Here is a 15,547-nt window from a genome sequence, read left to right on the forward strand (position 1 = left end):
CGGCGTTCCCGGGGGCAGACTCGTTGCGTGTGCGGGAGCGCGAGCGCGGATCTGGTGGCCGGTGTGGCCATCAGCGGAGTCGGGGTGGCCTGCGTGGCGGGTGTGCGCAGGCTCCGCGAGCTGCCGCTCGCTGCCTTGCCGCTGCTCCTTGGCGTGCACCAGGTCATCGAGGCCGCGGTCTGGCGCTCTGGTGGCGGCGCCGGCCTCGCCACCACGGCATGGGCGGTGATCGCCCTGCCACTGCTGGCTGTGTGGGTTCCCTGGTCAGTGTTGATCGTGGCGCTGCCCGGACGGCGTGGGCGGCAGGTGGCGCCGGCGCTCGTCGGCGCGGTCACCGCGGCCGTCCTCGCCCGGCATCTGGCGACAACACCGGTGCGCGCGGAGATCCGCGGCCACACCGTGGGGTACGTGCTCGCGCTCGACCAACCGGGCCTGCTCATGGCCGCCTACCTGTTCGCCACCCTCGGCTCCCTGCTGTTCTGCGCCGATCGGCGGCTGCGCCAGATCGGGGTGGTGATCGCAGTCGGTGCGGTGGTGTGCGCGCTCTTGTGGCGGCGGGAGTTCGTGTCCACCTGGTGCGCTGTGGCCGCGCTGGCCTCGCTCCTGGTGTGGGGGTGGGTGCGGCGGGGCGCGGGGCGGGTGTCCGGGCCCCCTCTCCGGGGGGCATGACCGGCGGCCGTCACCCGCTCGGGGTCGTTGGTTGCCGCGCAGCGGGCGTCAGCGGAGCGAGGTGGCCAGGGCAGCGGCCACAACCGTGACGGCGGCAAAGCTCAGTAGCGCTGTTCGGGTCCATCCAGTAGGCATCGTCCAAGGCCGCGTACGCGATGCTTCTTCTGTCCTCGGGGTCGTCCACACGTCAACCAACGGCTCTCGCGGCGCCGTCGGCACGGTCGTGCGCGGAATGCAATGAGTCCGTAACCCAAGGCCAGCCACCGCGCCGTGTCCCAGCGACGCCCGGCGGCGCGCCACCGGATGCGTCGACGACGGCCCACCCAGCGGCGCCGTCACCGGGACGGTGTGCAGGCTCATGCGCCGTCGGGGCTCGGGCCCCTAATCGGCCATCCTCGACGGGGCGCGGGGGCTCGACGGCGGGCAACTGGCGGTGGCGAGGCGCCAGCGGTACGAGGCGAAGCGGTTGAGCGCAGCGGAACGTTTCGGCCCATCTGACCCAAGTGCCCTATCAAGCCACGTTATTGAGCACCTGGACGGCGGTGTACATACTGCGCGTGGCGGGGAGCGGTCCGCGCTTCCCGTGCGATGTCCTTTCATCCAGGGGGATGACTTGCGTAGACGACTGGCAAGAGCAGGTGCGGCCTCCGTGGCCGTCACCGCCGCGGTCGCGCTGACGGCGGGAATGACCACCCCGTCCGCGGCGGCGCCGACGACGACGTCGATGGGCACGAAGGCCGGACCCGACCTCGGGCCGCCACGCAGCACCACGCGCATTGCTCTGATCACCGGTGACCGCGTCCTCGTCGACGCCGAGGGTCGGCCGGTGGGCATGGAGCGCGCCAAGGGTCGCGAGCACGTCCCGGTGTCTGTGCAACGGGTGAACGGCCACTTCAGGGTCGTGCCGTTCGACGCACAGCGCCTGGTCTCCACGGGTGTGCTCGATGCCCGACTGTTCGACATCACCGAGTTGAACCGCCCCGAGTACCGTTCAGCGCGACGTCAGGGGATGCGCCTGATCGTCGGATACCGAGGAGCGGCCCCGACCGTCAAGCGTGAGCTGGAGCGCGGCCGGGGCACCGAGATCCGCCGGAGCTTCGCCTCGCTGAACGCTCAGGCGGTGCAGGCTCCGGCCAAGGGGGCGGCCGGAGTCTGGGAGGCCCTCACCGATGTCCAGCGCACGGCGAACGGCGCCGGTCAGCGGGTGTTCGCACCTGGTGTGGCTCGGGTGTGGTTGGACGCCGTACGGCGGGCGAGCTTGGACAAGAGCACCCGCCAGATCGGTGCGGACGCGGCGTGGCGGTCCGGGTACGACGGCACAGGAGTGAAGATCGCCGTGCTGGACACCGGGGTGGACGGCGCTCACCCTGACCTCAGCGGACAGGTGGTCGCACAACGGAACTTCAGTGCCGCGCCGGACGCCGGGGACCGGTTCGGTCACGGCACCCACGTCGCTTCCATCGCCGCGGGCACCGGCGCGGCCTCGGGCGGCGCTTTCAAGGGAGTCGCGCCGGGAGCCCGGCTGCTGAGCGGTAAGGTCCTCGACGACAACGGGTTCGGCGACGACTCCGGCATCATCGCCGGCATGGAGTGGGCGGTCGACCAGGGCGCCGACATCGTCAACCTCAGCCTGGGCGGCGCGGACGCCCCGGGCGAGGACCCCCTGGAAGAGGCCGTCAACCGATTGAGCGCACGCGGGGTGCTGTTCGCCGTGGCGGCCGGCAACTCCGGTGCGTTCGGCAGCGGTACGGTCGGCTCCCCCGGCAGCGCCGATGCGGCTCTCACCGTCGGAGCCGTGGACGACGCCGATGCTCTTGCGCCCTTCTCCAGCACCGGCCCGCGGGTGGGCGATGGCGCCGTGAAGCCGGACCTCACAGCTCCGGGCGTGGACATCACGGCCGCCGCCGCTCCCGGCAGCGTGATCGAGCAGGAGGTCGGTCAGAACCCGCAGGGCTACTTGAGCATCTCGGGTACCTCCATGGCGACCCCACACGCGGCCGGCGCCGCCGCTCTGCTCAAGCAGGAGCACCCACGCTGGAAGGGCAAGGAGCTCAAAGGGGCGCTGATCGCCTCGACGAAACCCGGTCGGTACAGCCCCTTCCAGCAGGGCAGCGGACGGATCGCCGTGGACCGGGCCCTTCACCAGTCGGTGATCGCCGAGCCGGTCTCACTGGCCTTCGGGGTGCAGCAGTGGCCACACGGGGACGACGTCCCGGTCACCAAGAAGGTCTCCTTGCGGAACGTGGGGTCCAAGGCCGTCACCTTCCGCCTGAAACTGACGGCCACCGGTCCGGGTGGCCGCCCCGCACCGAAAGGCTTCTTCACCCTCAGTGCACCCGCCGTGACGGTGCCGGCGGGCGGTCGAGCGTCGGTGGGGCTTCGAGCGGACACCCGGCTGGGTGGCTCCGCAAACGGTGTGTACAGCGCGTACCTGGAAGCCCGCGGCGGCGGTCAACGGGTACGAGTGGCCGCCGCGGTGGAACGCGAGGTGGAGTCCTACGACCTGACGCTGCGGCACCTCGGGCGCGACGGCGAAGCCAGTGGGAACTACTCGACCAGCCTCAACGGTGTGAGCGGCCCCGCCCGGAACTTGTCCTATGACCCCTACGACGAGTCCGGCAGGGTCACGCTCCGGATCCCCAAGGGTGACTACGTCCTCGCCACCACGGTGTTCACCGGCCTTCCGGGGGCGGAGCAGGGCGCGGACTGGTTGGTCCAGCCACGGCTACGGATCACGGGGGACACCTCCCTCACCCTGGACGCGCGCAAGGCCCGACCGGTCCGGGTGACCCTGCCCTCCCCCACCGCCACCACCGAGTTCGCCGCTCCCGGCTTCACCCTGCGCTCCGGCGACAGTACCTACGGCTACGGGTGGTGGCTGGACTCCTACCGCGGGTTCCGCACCAAGCACCTGGGACCTGCGGTCACCGGGGGCAACTTGACCCAGCAGTGGGACGTCCACGGGACGAACGGTCCGCTGCGCGAGTACCACGCCGTGTTCGGCGGCACGGTGCAGCGGCTGGCCACCGGATACACCAAACGCCTTCGGATGTCCGAGTTCGCCACGATGAAGGCGAGGCAGGGCGTGTCCGTTCCCGGCAAGGAGGGCTACCTGCGAGCCACCGGCTGGCTACCGAAGGTGGACTCGGCTGCCTCGATCTCCTTCCCCCGCCGGCTTCCGACCACGACGACCCTGTACCTGTCGGCGGGCGACGGAGTGAGGTGGGACATCGACTTCGAGCAGACCGGTGGCCGGGACGCCGACGGCTTCCCGGTGAGCGAGGCGATGTACAGCGCAGCCCCCAGGCAGGCCCTCAAGCCGGGCAGGACCTACCGGGAGACCTTCAACACCGGTGTTTTCGGGCCCCGACTGAACGGGGAGCTCGGGCTGTTCCGGTCCCGGGACACCCTGAGCGGCTACCTGCCGCTGTTCGCGGACGGCGAGCAGCACGTCGGGGCCTCACTCCACACCTCGGTCGCCACCACCCTGTCCCGCAACGGTGCCGTGATCGCCCGGAGCACGGACGCGCTGGCCGGCGATTCGAACTTCGAAGTGCCCGCTGGTGACGCGCTCTACTCGCTCGCCACGAAGGTGGTGCGCAGCCCGGCCCTGGCCCGTACTTCCACACGGCTGGAGGCACGTTGGACGTTCCGTTCCAAGAGGACCGCAGGCACCACCCGGCTTCCTGACTCCGTGGTTCGCTTCAGCCCGAAGCTCGCTTGGGACAGCACCTCCCCCGCGGGGCGGACCGTCCGCGTCCCGGTCACCGTCCAGGGCGCTGCCGCCGAGGCATCACGCCTGCGGTCCCTCTCCGTGTACGTCTCCTACGACGACGGACAGAGCTGGCACCGGCTCAAGGTGCGCGCCGGGGCGGTCGAGGTCCGCAATCCGGCGAAGGGGAAAGCGGTCTCCTTGCGTGGCAAGGTCATCGACAAGCAGGGCAACAAGAGCGATCTGAAGATCATCCGGGCGTACTTCGCCGGCTGAGCACCCGCGCCTACCCCCTGGTTGGCCAGGGGGTAGGCACACTCCACCAACCACAAGTGCCGGCTCTCCGGAGGGCGGGCAGGAGGCGCGGACAGGGGATGGGTGGGGATGTCAAATCCCGTTGCCCGGGCCGCGTCGGTGGGTCAGGATTTCGACATGTCCAACAACCTCGGGGGCGAGATCCGCCCCGTGGCCGGCCTGCTCAGGCACGGTCGTCTCACCACCATCCCGCGCAGGGAGACCCGGCGCGCCCAACTGCTCGACCACCTGCGGCAAACGCTGTTCGAGTCCGATCGCTCCTACAGCGAGCAAGAAGTGAACCAGGTGCTGCTCGGCGTCCACGAGGACTACTCGACGCTGCGCCGGTCGCTCGTCGAAGCCGGCCTATTGACCCGCACCCGCGACGGTGGCAGCTACCGCCGGGTCGGCTGAAGCGAGAGTTCCATGCCGCAGCGCCGGTGGAACCGCCTCAGCGACCGCAACTCGCCGTTACAGGGATCGCTCGTGCCCGGCTCACCCACCGGGGGACCGGGCCACCACCCCGACGGGGAGAACCACGCCGGTGTCGCCCCGTAACGGGACGAAACCGCAGAAAACGGAGTGACCGAAACGCCGGCCCACCCGTACCGTCCATGTCATGGATCCGCTCACTGAACAACAGATTCGCTCCTCCTTCGTGAACTGCACCAAGGGCGAGGCAGCCAGGCTGAAGCTGCCGATCGGTTTCACGGACCTGCCCTGGGATCATCTCGATTTCCTGGGGTGGGTGGACCCGGGCGCCCCGTTGCGCGCCCACATCGTGTACCGCTCGCCGGACGGGTCCCCGGTGGGCATCACCCTGCGGGTGCCCGGAACTCAGCGCACCAGCGCGGTGAAGTCCAGCATCTGCCAGATCTGTTTCACCGGACACGCCTCCTCGGGCGTCGCGCTGCTGGTCGCCCCCCTCGCCGGGCCCCGTGGGCGGGACGGCAACACGGTGGGTATCTATGTCTGCGCTGACCTCGCCTGTTCCCTGTACGTGCGGGGGCAGCGCCAGCCGAAGCTGCGCGGGGGGCGCTATGAGGAGACCTTGACCCTGGAGGAGCGCATCACGCGGGCCCGCGGCAACCTCGACGCCTTCGCCGCCAAGGTCGCGGGCTGACCGCGCCGATCCGTTCCCGCCCCACGGCCGCCCCGTTGTTCGGGGCGGCCGTCCTTCGTCCGCCGCCGCTTCGCCATTGCAGAGCAGGAGGGCAACGTCGAAGTGCGGTTGTGGTGCCGGTCCTCGAACCTGCCTAAGAACGGGCCGAGCCGGCCCGCGCAGGTGTGCTCCCGCATGGGCATGCAACCCATCTACTCCTGTAGGGAATTGACGGCCAAAATCCCGTTCATCGCTCAAATAGCTTCTGCGGGTGGCCGCCTCAACACCGCCTGCTACAACGTTCCTTACTGGTCGTAACGATGCAAGTCCATCTGAGTAATTCTTTACTGAATGGGCGTCAATAAAGAATCCGCGAGTATTTCGTTTTGATTACGACATCCTTAAAAAGGACTAGACCACTGCGTACCCCAAGCCCCAACTAGACTTTCTTCTATGCAAGTTGACAGTTCGTCAGAACAGGACACTAAGTAACAGATGTGTCTCTGAGCCCGCGCCCCTCTTTGTCCGAATTCTCCGGCGAACTGGTCTGGCAGGCTTCCGCGCACCCAGTCCCCTGACCAAGGAAATGAGGTGTGCGCATGTCTCGACACAGGAGACGCAATGCACGTGAGCGGAGGCCGCGCCGACTCATACTCGCCACCGCCGCACTCGCTGCGGCAGCGGTGATCACAGGAGGCGTGGCGTACAGCACCCAGTCGAACGGGCCCGCAGACGCACCCACGGAACTCGCTCAACCGGCGAGTCAGGTAGAGGTCGAACCGGTCCCCGCAAAGGCGCCCGCCGCCGAACCGGACCGTGACGAAGAGCCGAAGCCCATCAAGGCCAAGCCCAAGAACAAGCCCACCAAGGGCATGGTCTACGACGGGTTGAAGACCGCACCCGCCGGCGACAAGTGCGCCGGGGTCTACAGCACGGACACCGGCCTGTGCACACACGGCCCGGACGAGCCGCCCAAGGGCGTCGACATCAAGAAGGACACCCCGCCCGCCGTGAAGGCGAAGGCGGAGGCCGTTGACCCGGCCAAGCCGTCAACCGGCCAGTCGGGCAGCACGCTCGCGCCGCAGGACGGCCCCGCCGCGGTCGACGCGACGACCGCGAAGGACACCAAGGGCAGCGCCGCCCCCGCCGCCACGACGGGCCCACAACCGGGGGCGACGACCGCTGCTCCACGCAAGTCGACCACGGCGGCTGCCGGCCCCGCCGGGCAGACCGTCCAGTGCGACGGTGACGGCAGCACCGGCAACCGGGTGCAGGTGGTCTACGTCCACGGGCCGAACCGCGACCGGTACTCCGAGTACGTCGCCTCCTTCCGCAAGTGGGCCGCCGACGCGGACCTGATCTACTCCGAGAGCGCCAAGGAGACCGGCGGCGTCCGGCACATCCGCTACGTGACGGCTTCGGACTGCACCCCCACCGTGCTCAACATCGAGCTCCCGGCGTCCGCCCTCTCCGAATTCAGTGCCACCAACCGCGCGTTGGCCGCCAAGGGCCTGGACCGTCGCGACCGCAAGTACATGATCTTCGCGGACACCCAGGTCTACTGCGGCATCGGCACGTTCGCCGGTGACGAGCGGCCCACACAGAACAACCTGAGCAACTTCGGCCCCTCCTACGGCCGTACCGACACCGGTTGCTGGGGTGGCCACACCGCGGCGCACGAACTCGGACACAACCTCGGCGCGGTCAACAACAGCGCACCCAACACCAGTCGTGGTGCGCACTGCACGGACGAGTGGGACGTGATGTGCTACTCGGACACGCCCTACTACCCGAAGATGCGTAACGTCTGCACCAACCGGGCGTCCGAGAACATCCTGGACTGCAACCACGACGACTACTTCCACACCAACCCACGCGCCGGCAGCTATCTGGCGACGCACTGGAACATCGCCGACAACCAGTTCCTGATGCGCAACAAGGGCGGCGGCGGGACCGACCCGGGTCCCACCACGAAGCCCACGCCCACCCCGACGCCCCGCCCCACCACGGCACCCACCGTGACCGCGGGCCAGATCACCGCCGACTCCGTCGTGGTGAGCTGGAAGAAGGTCAGCGGCGCCTCCTGGTACCAGGTATTGCTCGGCGGAAAGCACCTGACCTGGGTGCAGAACAACGTACTGAGGATCTACAACCTCCGGCCCGACACCCGCTACACCGTCGCGGTCTCGGTACGTGACACCGCCGGCCGCGACAGCGGTGCCGGCAAGGCGACCGCCTTCCGGACCAGCACCTCCGGGGGCGACAGCACGACGCCGAGCAGTCGCTACACCCTCAACAACGGCGGCACCGGCATGGCGGCCGAGCTGTGGGGCGGTCGGACCGCCAACGGCACGGTCCTCGTCGGATCGACCGGCAACGGCTACGCGCACCAGCAGTGGTACTTCGACGACGCAGGAAGCGGCTACCGGCGCATCCGCTCAGCGGTCTCCGGCAAGTGTCTCCAGCTCGGTGGCGCCGCCAACGTCGGCATGTGGGTGTCCCAGCAGCCGTGCCGCAGTACCACGGCGCAGCAGTGGCGGATGAAGTCCGCGGGCAGCCGCGGGGCCGTGAGCCTCGCGCCCAGGAACGGAAACTACGTCCTGGCGGTGAGCAACCGACCGTACTACGGGGCTCGGTTGCTCGAACTCCAGCGGCCGGACGGGCGTCCGGCGCAGGTGTGGACGGTCCAGAAGGTCTCCTGACCGGGCTGGTCCCGCCTCTCATATCGACCGGTGGGTGGTCTCCTCCCCTGACCACCCACCGGTCCACCGACTGCCGCTACCTACTGTCCACGTCCCCCCTCGGAGTCTTTCGATCATGCGCATTCGGGCTGTCCTCCCGGGCCTCCTGCCCACCCTCTTGGCGCTCTGTGCCACCGCGCTGCTGTGCTTGGCCGCCACGGGCCGGGCCCATGCCCACGGCGACACCCTGAGCGTGGTGGTCACCGGGCAGCAGCGCGGCCACGTGACCGCCGAAGTGACCTGGGAGAACGACGACGATCCCGTCTCGGAGAGGGTGTCCGCGACGGTCAATGCCGTCAGCGATGACGGCCTGCACAACCTTGGCCCCTGGCTGCTCGTCCGCGACCCCGGCACCCGGGCCGGCTACACCACCACCGAGGCGCTGCCGCCGGGCAGTTGGAAGGTCACCGTCGAAGCCGGGTTCCCGGCCCTCGGTCGCGGTGAGCGGGTAGTGGATGTGACGGCCACGGCCCCGGCCGCTGCGGCCCCCGCCGTGCCCGTCGCCCCGCCGGTCACCATCGTGCAGACCCCGTCCGGCTCGGCGGCCACGGCCGTTCCGGAGGCTGACGTGGACGGGTTCGGTACGGGCTGGTGGATCGCGGTGGGCGGCCTGCTCCTCGCGACGCTGGCCGCCGTGCGCCTCATCCGCTCGATGCGGGCGTAGCTCCACTCATCTGGGGCTCGACCGGGCGAGGCCCAGGGCCCGGTCGGGCTCAGCCCTCTTGCCTCGACGCCAGGGTGCGCAGGAGGAGAATCCGACAGATCACCATGCACCCGGTGAACAGCAAGGCAACCGGAAGAAGCGTATCGGCCTTGAGTAGGGACGAACCGATCGTCACGAGACCCGAGATCAGCATGAGGCTGCATCCCAGGAGCGAACTGACGAGACCGGCCACGTGCGGGAAGCGCGAGATTCCGGCTGCCATCAGGTTCGGGTACATCATCCCCGTGAAGAACACGATGACGAGCGAAGGCAGCGTCAGTGACCAGAGGTTGGGTGGCGTGAGGGCGGCCGTCACCACCATGGCCACCGAAGCCAGGACCGTGACCAGGGAAGCCGTACGGAACTTGCGTCGCGTGGTGAACGAAGCGGGCAGCACGCGGTTGCTGAAGGTCCCGGAGAAGTAGGCGGCCCCCATGGCAAGGGCTATCAGCCCGTACACCCCGGCGGAGTACCCCATGACGTCCTGGACGAGGAAGGGTCCGACGAGGTTGAAGGTGAGCAGGACGGCGAAGCACAGGCCCATGCACAGGTAGAGCCGTGTGAACTCGGCGTCCGTCATCACGCTTCGGGCGTCGGCTGCGAGAGAGCGGAGGCTGAAGGGCTGGCGGTCGTGGTGGGTCTCCTTGAACACGAACGCGATCAGGGCAAAGAGCAACAGACCGTAGCCGGTGAGGAAGTAGAGGCTGTAGCGCCATCCGGGGCCCATTTCGAACCAGGCCCCGATGACGGGGGCGAGGATCGGCCCCAGTCCCCAGGAAATCACCATCCAGGTCATCACCTGGGTGAGCTTGGGCCCGGAGAACCGGTCGGCGGGGATGACCTTCATCAGGACGGACGCGGCAGTGATGCCCAGTCCCTGCACGATCCGCGCCGTGACGAAGAGGGCCACGGAATCGGCCACGAGCGTGAGCACGCTGCCGACCAGGTAGAGCCCCACGCCGGTCAGCAGAGCCGCTTTGCGTCCACGAGCGTCGGCCAGCGGTCCGTAGAGGAGTTGTCCGGCTGCGAACGCGACCAGATAGAGCGAGACACTGAGCTGGATGGCACCTCTGCTGGTGTCGAACTCATCGACAAGAGTCGGCAGTGAGGGGACGAAGATGTCGATCGCCATCTGCCCGACCGGGGCCAGCAGGACGATCAGCCAGAAGACGAAGGTGTCCGAGTTGCCGGCGGGCCGGTCCGCGCCGGGGCCGGTGGGCGCGCTCTGTTCTGGAGCCGGGCGGTGCGGCTCGCTCGTCGTGGTCACTCAGTGCCTCCTGGGCATCAGGGGCGGCCGGGGTGTCGCCGCAGGCGACAACCTAGATCATGAGCATGGCAATGTGGTCTCCGTCGCCGCCGTGATGCACGTCCGTTACCCGTGATTGCGGCGCGGATCGGTGGAGTTCACCTCACGTTGCTCCGATTCCAGACGTTCCATGGCCTCAGGCCAGCCGATGGGGAGTTCCGCTGCCGTCGCCTGCCAGAAGACGAAGGTCGATCCACTCGTAATGCTCCGCATGGACCTCATCACGCCGAGATGGGGTTCGGTGCGGGCGAATGCGTACAGGGCGTCCCGATCCCGCCAGGCCGACAGGGTATAGAAGGTGCGCCGCCACGGGCGGGCGACCAGGGAGGCTCCGTACGCGCCGGGAGCCTGTCGGATCTGGTTCCACACGGTCATCGAGTGGCGGAAGAAGCGCGGTACGTCCCTGAGGGACCTCACTTCGAAGCGGGAAGCCATCACGTAGACAGTCACGCCTGACGGGGGCGGGTTCGGAACGGTCCAGGGAAGGGTCGGCATGGTGTGATCGCCTTAAAGATTGGGGAGTGACACTATCCAGTCGCAGGTTAGATAGTGCCACTATCCACCCAGGGAGGGAAGAGAGAGCGCGTGCGGATTTCCGAGCTCAGCCGACGCAGTGGCGTGCCCGTCCAAACGATCAAGTACTACCTGCGGGAAGGCCTGCTGCCGCCAGGTCGGGCGACAGCGGCCACCCGAGCCGAGTACGGGCCCCACCATCTGCGGCGCCTCCGCCTGGCGCGGGCGTTGATCAGCGTCCGGGGTCTGTCCGTCAACGCCACCCGCGACGTGCTCGCCGCCGTCTCGGAGCAGGAACACGACCTGCACCAGACGCTGGGCCTGGTGCTTGGAGCGCGCCCCGTCGATCCAGAGACCCGCGAGGACCGCGCACCCCCCGAGGGTGAGCACGAGGAGGTGGAACGCCTCCTGCACCAGATGGGGTGGCAGGTCTCGCCCCACTCTCCCGCCCGGGAGGTGGTAGCGCGGACCCTGGAATCCCTCAGATCACTCGGCCTCGACTGCGATTGGCGCCTCCTGGTGCCCTACGCGGAGCTCGCGCGCCGCAGCGCCGCGGTCGACCTCGACCAACTCCAGGACCTCGACGATCCACTCGACCAGGCCGAGCGCGCCGTGCTCGTGACGATCCTGCTGGAGCCGGCGCTCTTGGCACTGCGCCGCTTGGCCCAAGAGGACGAGTCCGCCCGCCGCTTCAGCCACTGAGCTCCACCCTCGACACCGGGCAAGCAGTGCGGGCGCACATGCCGAGGCACCGCTTCGCCCCGAAACGCGCACCCGGGAGTGCGCAGATAGGAGGCACAGCCATGTCGACCCCACGGCCGTTTCACTACGTGGCCCTCGGCGACAGCCAGACCGAAGGCCTGGGCGACGGTGAGGAGTCGACCGGACTGCGTGGATGGGCCGACCGTCTGGCACAGACGCTCACCCGCACCGAGGGGGACGTGCGGTACGCGAACCTCGCGGTGCGCGGTCGGGTCGCCGCCGAGGTGCGCGCCGGCCAGCTGCCGAGCGCCCTCGCACTCAGGCCGGACCTGGCGACGGTCGTGGCCGGGATGAACGACCTGCTGCGCCCCCGCTTCGATGCCGATGAGGTGGCGGGCGACCTGGAAGGAATGTTCGCCGCGCTGACGGCTCAAGGAGCACGCGTGGCGACGCTCACTTTCCCCGACGTCTCCCAGATCACCCCGCTCGCCCGCCCGCTGAGCCCTCGCGTCAACGCCCTCAACACCCGCATACGCGAGGCGGCGGCCCGGCACGGAGTCTTTCTGGCCGAGACCTCGCACCACGCGGTGGTCACCGATCCGCGCCTGTGGAGCGAGGACCGCTTGCACGCGAGCCCGCTGGGCCACGCCCGGATCGCCGCCGCGGTGGCACACGCACTGGGCCTTCCCGGAGCGGACGACTCCTGGACCCACCCGCTCCCCGCACCACCACACCCACACCCTTCTCTTCTGCGCAACGCCGCCGCGGAAGCACGGTGGGTCGCCGCGTTCCTCGGCCCATGGCTGGGCAGGCGCCTGCGCGGCCGTTCCTCCGGTGACGGAAGGGTAGCGAAGAGGCCAGAGTTGACAGCCGTTCACCCCCAATGAACCTTTCAATCAACGGTTCAAGGATTTATTCACCTTAACTTCACTTGATCAACTTCCCTACACGTCTATCTTCGGCCGATTCCCAAACCCGTACAGCCGCAGGTCAGCCGACTCCACAGGGACACGACCCGCACATACCCCATCACCGAACGCGACCGAAATTGATGGTAAGACCAAGCAGTTCTTGAGGTTCTGGGCAAGACTTCCGTCCGATAACCGAAACCAACACCCAGGGGAGTGTTCGAAATGCGGTCCATCACAAGGGGGCTGGGCCTCACCGCCACCGCCATGTCGCTCGTCGCGCTCACGGCACTGTCGGGGGCCGGCGCGGCGGGAGCCGCGCCGAGCGGGACGGAGAGCCTGTACGCGCCCTCCGCTCTGGTGCTCAGCATCACCGCCGGGGACGACACCCAGCAGGGCACCGTCATGCGAGCGGTCACGCTCAACTGCGCCCCCGGGACGAACGCTCAGGGCACCCACCCGGACCCGGCCGGCGCCTGCGCCGAACTGCGCGCCAACGACGCCGAGTTGGACGCCGTGACCAGTGGCGGCAGCCAGGCGATGTGCACCAAGGAATGGAACCCGATCACCGTCACCGCGGTCGGCGTCTGGGAAGGTCGGCGGTACGACTACGCCCACACCTTCGCCAACCCCTGCGCCAAGCTCCACGGAAGCGGCAGCGTTTTCAACTTCTGAGCGGGCACAGCAAACGCCTACGCCGGCCGGGTCGCCCCGGCCGGCGTACCGGCGTCTGGCCGTCTCCTGTCCCGCTGAGCAGCTCCACCAGCTCCGAGCCCGGACCGGCCCCGCCGAGCACCGGTCGTAGGTGACCGGGTACGGGGTGAGTCGCAGCAGCCACGGCGGCCAGGGGGCGATGCGGGAGAGCGGGCCAGGTGGCGACCCCGTCGAATCCGTTCACGGCTCGGCCAACGCGACCAAACGGCCCCACACGAGGCCTGTGTGGCTGCTCGGCATGCAGACACCCCACAGACACGGTTCACTTCCGATGTACGCCCCAGGGCCGGACCGCTGGACCGCCTGTCGGCCCGTACTCATACGATGGCCAGCCATGAACACCAGCGAGGCCGGCAGACGGCTGATCGACGGCCGTTTCGAACTGATTTCGCCCCTGGGCAGCGGCGGTATGGGCACCGTTTGGCGGGCCCGCGACATCGCGCTGCACCGGGAGGTCGCCCTCAAGGAAGTACGCCCGCCGGACCCCGCAGTCGCCGCGGCGAACCCGCAACTGGCGGCGCAGCTACGCGGGCGCGCCATCCGCGAAGCCAGGGCGTTGGCCCGGCTGGCCCACCCCCATGTGGTCACCATCCACCACATCGTGGAACCCGCTGACGGCTCCCACCCGTGGATCGTGATGGAGCTCGTCCAAGGCGGCTCTCTCCACGACCGCCTGGCCGACGGTCCCATGCCTGTCGCCGACGTGGCCGCCCTGGGCCTCGATGTCCTGTCCGCGCTCCGGGCGGCGCACTCCGCCGGCGTCCAGCACCGGGACGTCAAACCCGCCAACGTACTGCTACGCGCCGACGGCAGCGCCGTGCTGACCGATTTCGGGATCGCAGCCCTACGCGAGTCGACCAGTCTGACGGCCACCGGTGACCTCATCGGCTCGCCCGAGTACATCGCCCCCGAGCGTGTGCGTGGCGAAGAAGGAAACCCCGCCTCCGACCTGTGGTCCCTGGGCATGCTCATGTACGTGGCAGCCGAGGGGCGCCATCCGTTCCGACGCGCCACGACCCTGGCGACGGTCGTCGCCGTCCTCGACGACCCGCTCCCGGCGCCCACCCGGTCCGGTCCCCTGACACCCGTCCTCGCCCAGTTGCTGGTGCGTGACCCCCAGGCCAGGCCGGACGCCGCACGACTGGAGCAGTTGCTGCGGGCGGTCGCCACCGAGGCAGGCCCTCCGACCGCTCGAACCCCGGGCAACCCCGACACCTCAGCGCCCTCCTACCCCCCTCCCACGGGGTACGCCCCCACTCCCGCTGCCGCCCGGCCCTCCCCCGGAGCCGAGGACAGCACCGCAGGAGCCGGCTTCGGGCCCCCGGTCTCCGTGTTCGACCCGCCCGCCACCAACCCCGCGGGACCCACCAGGCCGACCACCACGAGCAGCGGAGCGCCCAAGAGGCGGCGCGTCATCGCCGGCGCCATCGTGGTGACGGTACTGGGCCTGGGCGCCGTGAGCGCTCTGAACTGGCTCCCCGGCGACTCGGAGGATCCCCGGGGCAAGGGCGCCACGCCCAGTTCGGCAGCGGCGACCCCCGGCAAGGACGCGAAAGGTTCCAGCAACGGGCCGAGCCCCCAGGCCAACTCCGCGGCACACAAGACGGAGCAGCCGCAGGAAGCGTCGCCCGCCACCGAGGGAACCCTGCTGACCACGGCCAACGCCAAAGCGGTGATGGAGGCGTTCCGCAAGGCCAGCGGCGGCAGCACGGACTTCGTGGAACTCGACATCTACGAGCAGTACGCCTTCGCCGACATCCCGGTGAAGCCCGGCGCCAAGGCGTACGACCGTTTCGAATACCGAGGCGGGGTGGTCCGTAACCTCGGCCCCGGAGGCACCCTGGACAGCACCGACGGAGCGCCCTTCGACGTGACCCGGATGGACTGGGCTGGCCTGCCCACCCTGGTGCGCCGCGCCGAACGTGAACTCAACGTGCCCAACCCGAACATGCGTTACGTCCTGGTGGACCGCTGGACCTTCAACGAGGACAAGCCCACCCTGCGCGTCTACGTGACCAACGAGTACCACGCGGCGGGATACCTGGCGGCCGACAGCAGTGGCAAGGTGGTCGCCCAGTACGCACAGGACTAGTACTCCAGCAGCACTTCGTGGCTTGACCTGGGGAAACGTCGAGCGGGTGGGAGTGTAGCGGGCAGGAGTCGGTCACGGACGGCTTCTGCCC

12 protein-coding genes are annotated in these 15,547 nt (G+C 69.1%); 10 read left to right on the plus strand and 2 right to left on the minus strand.

Annotated features, from left to right (window positions below; all coding sequences use genetic code 11):
* The first annotated feature begins 27 nt into the window (after positions 1–27).
* The 6 genes from ACFYMC_RS24605 to ACFYMC_RS24630 all read left to right on the plus strand — a co-directional run bounded on the left by ACFYMC_RS24605 (position 28) and on the right by ACFYMC_RS24630 (position 9,182).
* Entirely contained in the window at positions 28–669 is a 642-nt protein-coding gene (locus ACFYMC_RS24605; protein ID WP_388528927.1) for a DUF6629 family protein, read from the plus strand.
* Positions 670–1,354: 685 nt separating this feature from the next.
* A complete protein-coding gene (locus ACFYMC_RS24610) occupies positions 1,355–4,657 on the plus strand; it encodes a S8 family serine peptidase (RefSeq protein ID WP_388528950.1) in 3,303 nt (1,100 codons plus the stop codon).
* A 156-nt stretch (positions 4,658–4,813) separates the two neighbouring features.
* Positions 4,814–5,089, plus strand: a complete 276-nt coding sequence (locus tag ACFYMC_RS24615; RefSeq protein WP_388528928.1) for a DUF2087 domain-containing protein — start codon at positions 4,814–4,816, stop codon at positions 5,087–5,089.
* Positions 5,090–5,294: 205 nt separating this feature from the next.
* Positions 5,295–5,798 carry an FBP domain-containing protein gene (locus ACFYMC_RS24620; RefSeq protein WP_388528930.1) on the plus strand — a complete coding sequence of 168 codons (504 nt, stop codon included), beginning with the start codon at positions 5,295–5,297 and terminating at the stop codon, positions 5,796–5,798.
* 677 nt (positions 5,799–6,475) lie between these two features.
* Positions 6,476–8,479: an RICIN domain-containing protein gene (locus ACFYMC_RS24625; protein ID WP_388528931.1), complete on the plus strand. Its 2,004-nt coding sequence runs from the start codon at positions 6,476–6,478 to the stop codon at positions 8,477–8,479.
* 115 nt (positions 8,480–8,594) lie between these two features.
* Positions 8,595–9,182, plus strand: coding sequence for a hypothetical protein (locus ACFYMC_RS24630; protein ID WP_388528933.1), 588 nt, complete (start codon positions 8,595–8,597; stop codon positions 9,180–9,182).
* A 49-nt stretch (positions 9,183–9,231) separates the two neighbouring features.
* Here the strand turns inward: ACFYMC_RS24630 and ACFYMC_RS24635 are convergent, their stop codons facing one another.
* Positions 9,232–10,488, minus strand: a complete 1,257-nt coding sequence (locus ACFYMC_RS24635; RefSeq protein ID WP_388528935.1) for a multidrug effflux MFS transporter — start codon at positions 10,486–10,488, stop codon at positions 9,232–9,234.
* Positions 10,489–10,593: 105 nt separating this feature from the next.
* Positions 10,594–11,022, minus strand: coding sequence for a DUF3291 domain-containing protein (locus ACFYMC_RS24640; protein ID WP_388528936.1), 429 nt, complete (start codon positions 11,020–11,022; stop codon positions 10,594–10,596).
* Positions 11,023–11,112: 90 nt separating this feature from the next.
* Between ACFYMC_RS24640 and ACFYMC_RS24645 the strand changes: the two genes are divergently transcribed.
* The 4 genes from ACFYMC_RS24645 (at position 11,113) to ACFYMC_RS24660 (ending at position 15,456) form a co-directional block, all read left to right on the plus strand.
* Positions 11,113–11,742, plus strand: coding sequence for a MerR family transcriptional regulator (locus ACFYMC_RS24645; RefSeq protein ID WP_388528938.1), 630 nt, complete (start codon positions 11,113–11,115; stop codon positions 11,740–11,742).
* A gap of 101 nt (positions 11,743–11,843) precedes the next feature.
* Complete coding sequence (locus tag ACFYMC_RS24650; protein ID WP_388528940.1) at positions 11,844–12,629, plus strand: SGNH/GDSL hydrolase family protein; 786 nt, start codon at positions 11,844–11,846, stop codon at positions 12,627–12,629.
* A 246-nt stretch (positions 12,630–12,875) separates the two neighbouring features.
* Positions 12,876–13,325 (plus strand): SSI family serine proteinase inhibitor, encoded by a 450-nt coding sequence (locus ACFYMC_RS24655; protein ID WP_388528942.1) that lies wholly within the window; start codon positions 12,876–12,878, stop codon positions 13,323–13,325.
* A 373-nt stretch (positions 13,326–13,698) separates the two neighbouring features.
* Positions 13,699–15,456 carry a protein kinase gene (locus ACFYMC_RS24660; RefSeq protein WP_388528944.1) on the plus strand — a complete coding sequence of 586 codons (1,758 nt, stop codon included), beginning with the start codon at positions 13,699–13,701 and terminating at the stop codon, positions 15,454–15,456.
* Positions 15,457–15,547 lie beyond the last annotated feature (91 nt).

Source organism: Streptomyces sp. NPDC006879 (assembly GCF_042869595.1).
Classification (GTDB): Bacteria; Actinomycetota; Actinomycetes; order Streptomycetales; family Streptomycetaceae; genus Streptomyces.

Coding starts and splice junctions, on each gene's coding strand:
- ACFYMC_RS24640 (WP_388528936.1), bottom strand. CDS start 11,022: ATGCCGACCCTTCCCTGGACCGTTCCGAACCCGCCCCCGTCAGGCGTG.
- ACFYMC_RS24620 (WP_388528930.1), top strand. CDS start 5,295: ATGGATCCGCTCACTGAACAACAGATTCGCTCCTCCTTCGTGAACTGC.
- ACFYMC_RS24655 (WP_388528942.1), top strand. CDS start 12,876: ATGCGGTCCATCACAAGGGGGCTGGGCCTCACCGCCACCGCCATGTCG.
- ACFYMC_RS24610 (WP_388528950.1), top strand. CDS start 1,355: ATGACCACCCCGTCCGCGGCGGCGCCGACGACGACGTCGATGGGCACG.
- ACFYMC_RS24630 (WP_388528933.1), top strand. CDS start 8,595: ATGCGCATTCGGGCTGTCCTCCCGGGCCTCCTGCCCACCCTCTTGGCG.
- ACFYMC_RS24615 (WP_388528928.1), top strand. CDS start 4,814: ATGTCCAACAACCTCGGGGGCGAGATCCGCCCCGTGGCCGGCCTGCTC.
- ACFYMC_RS24650 (WP_388528940.1), top strand. CDS start 11,844: ATGTCGACCCCACGGCCGTTTCACTACGTGGCCCTCGGCGACAGCCAG.
- ACFYMC_RS24660 (WP_388528944.1), top strand. CDS start 13,699: ATGAACACCAGCGAGGCCGGCAGACGGCTGATCGACGGCCGTTTCGAA.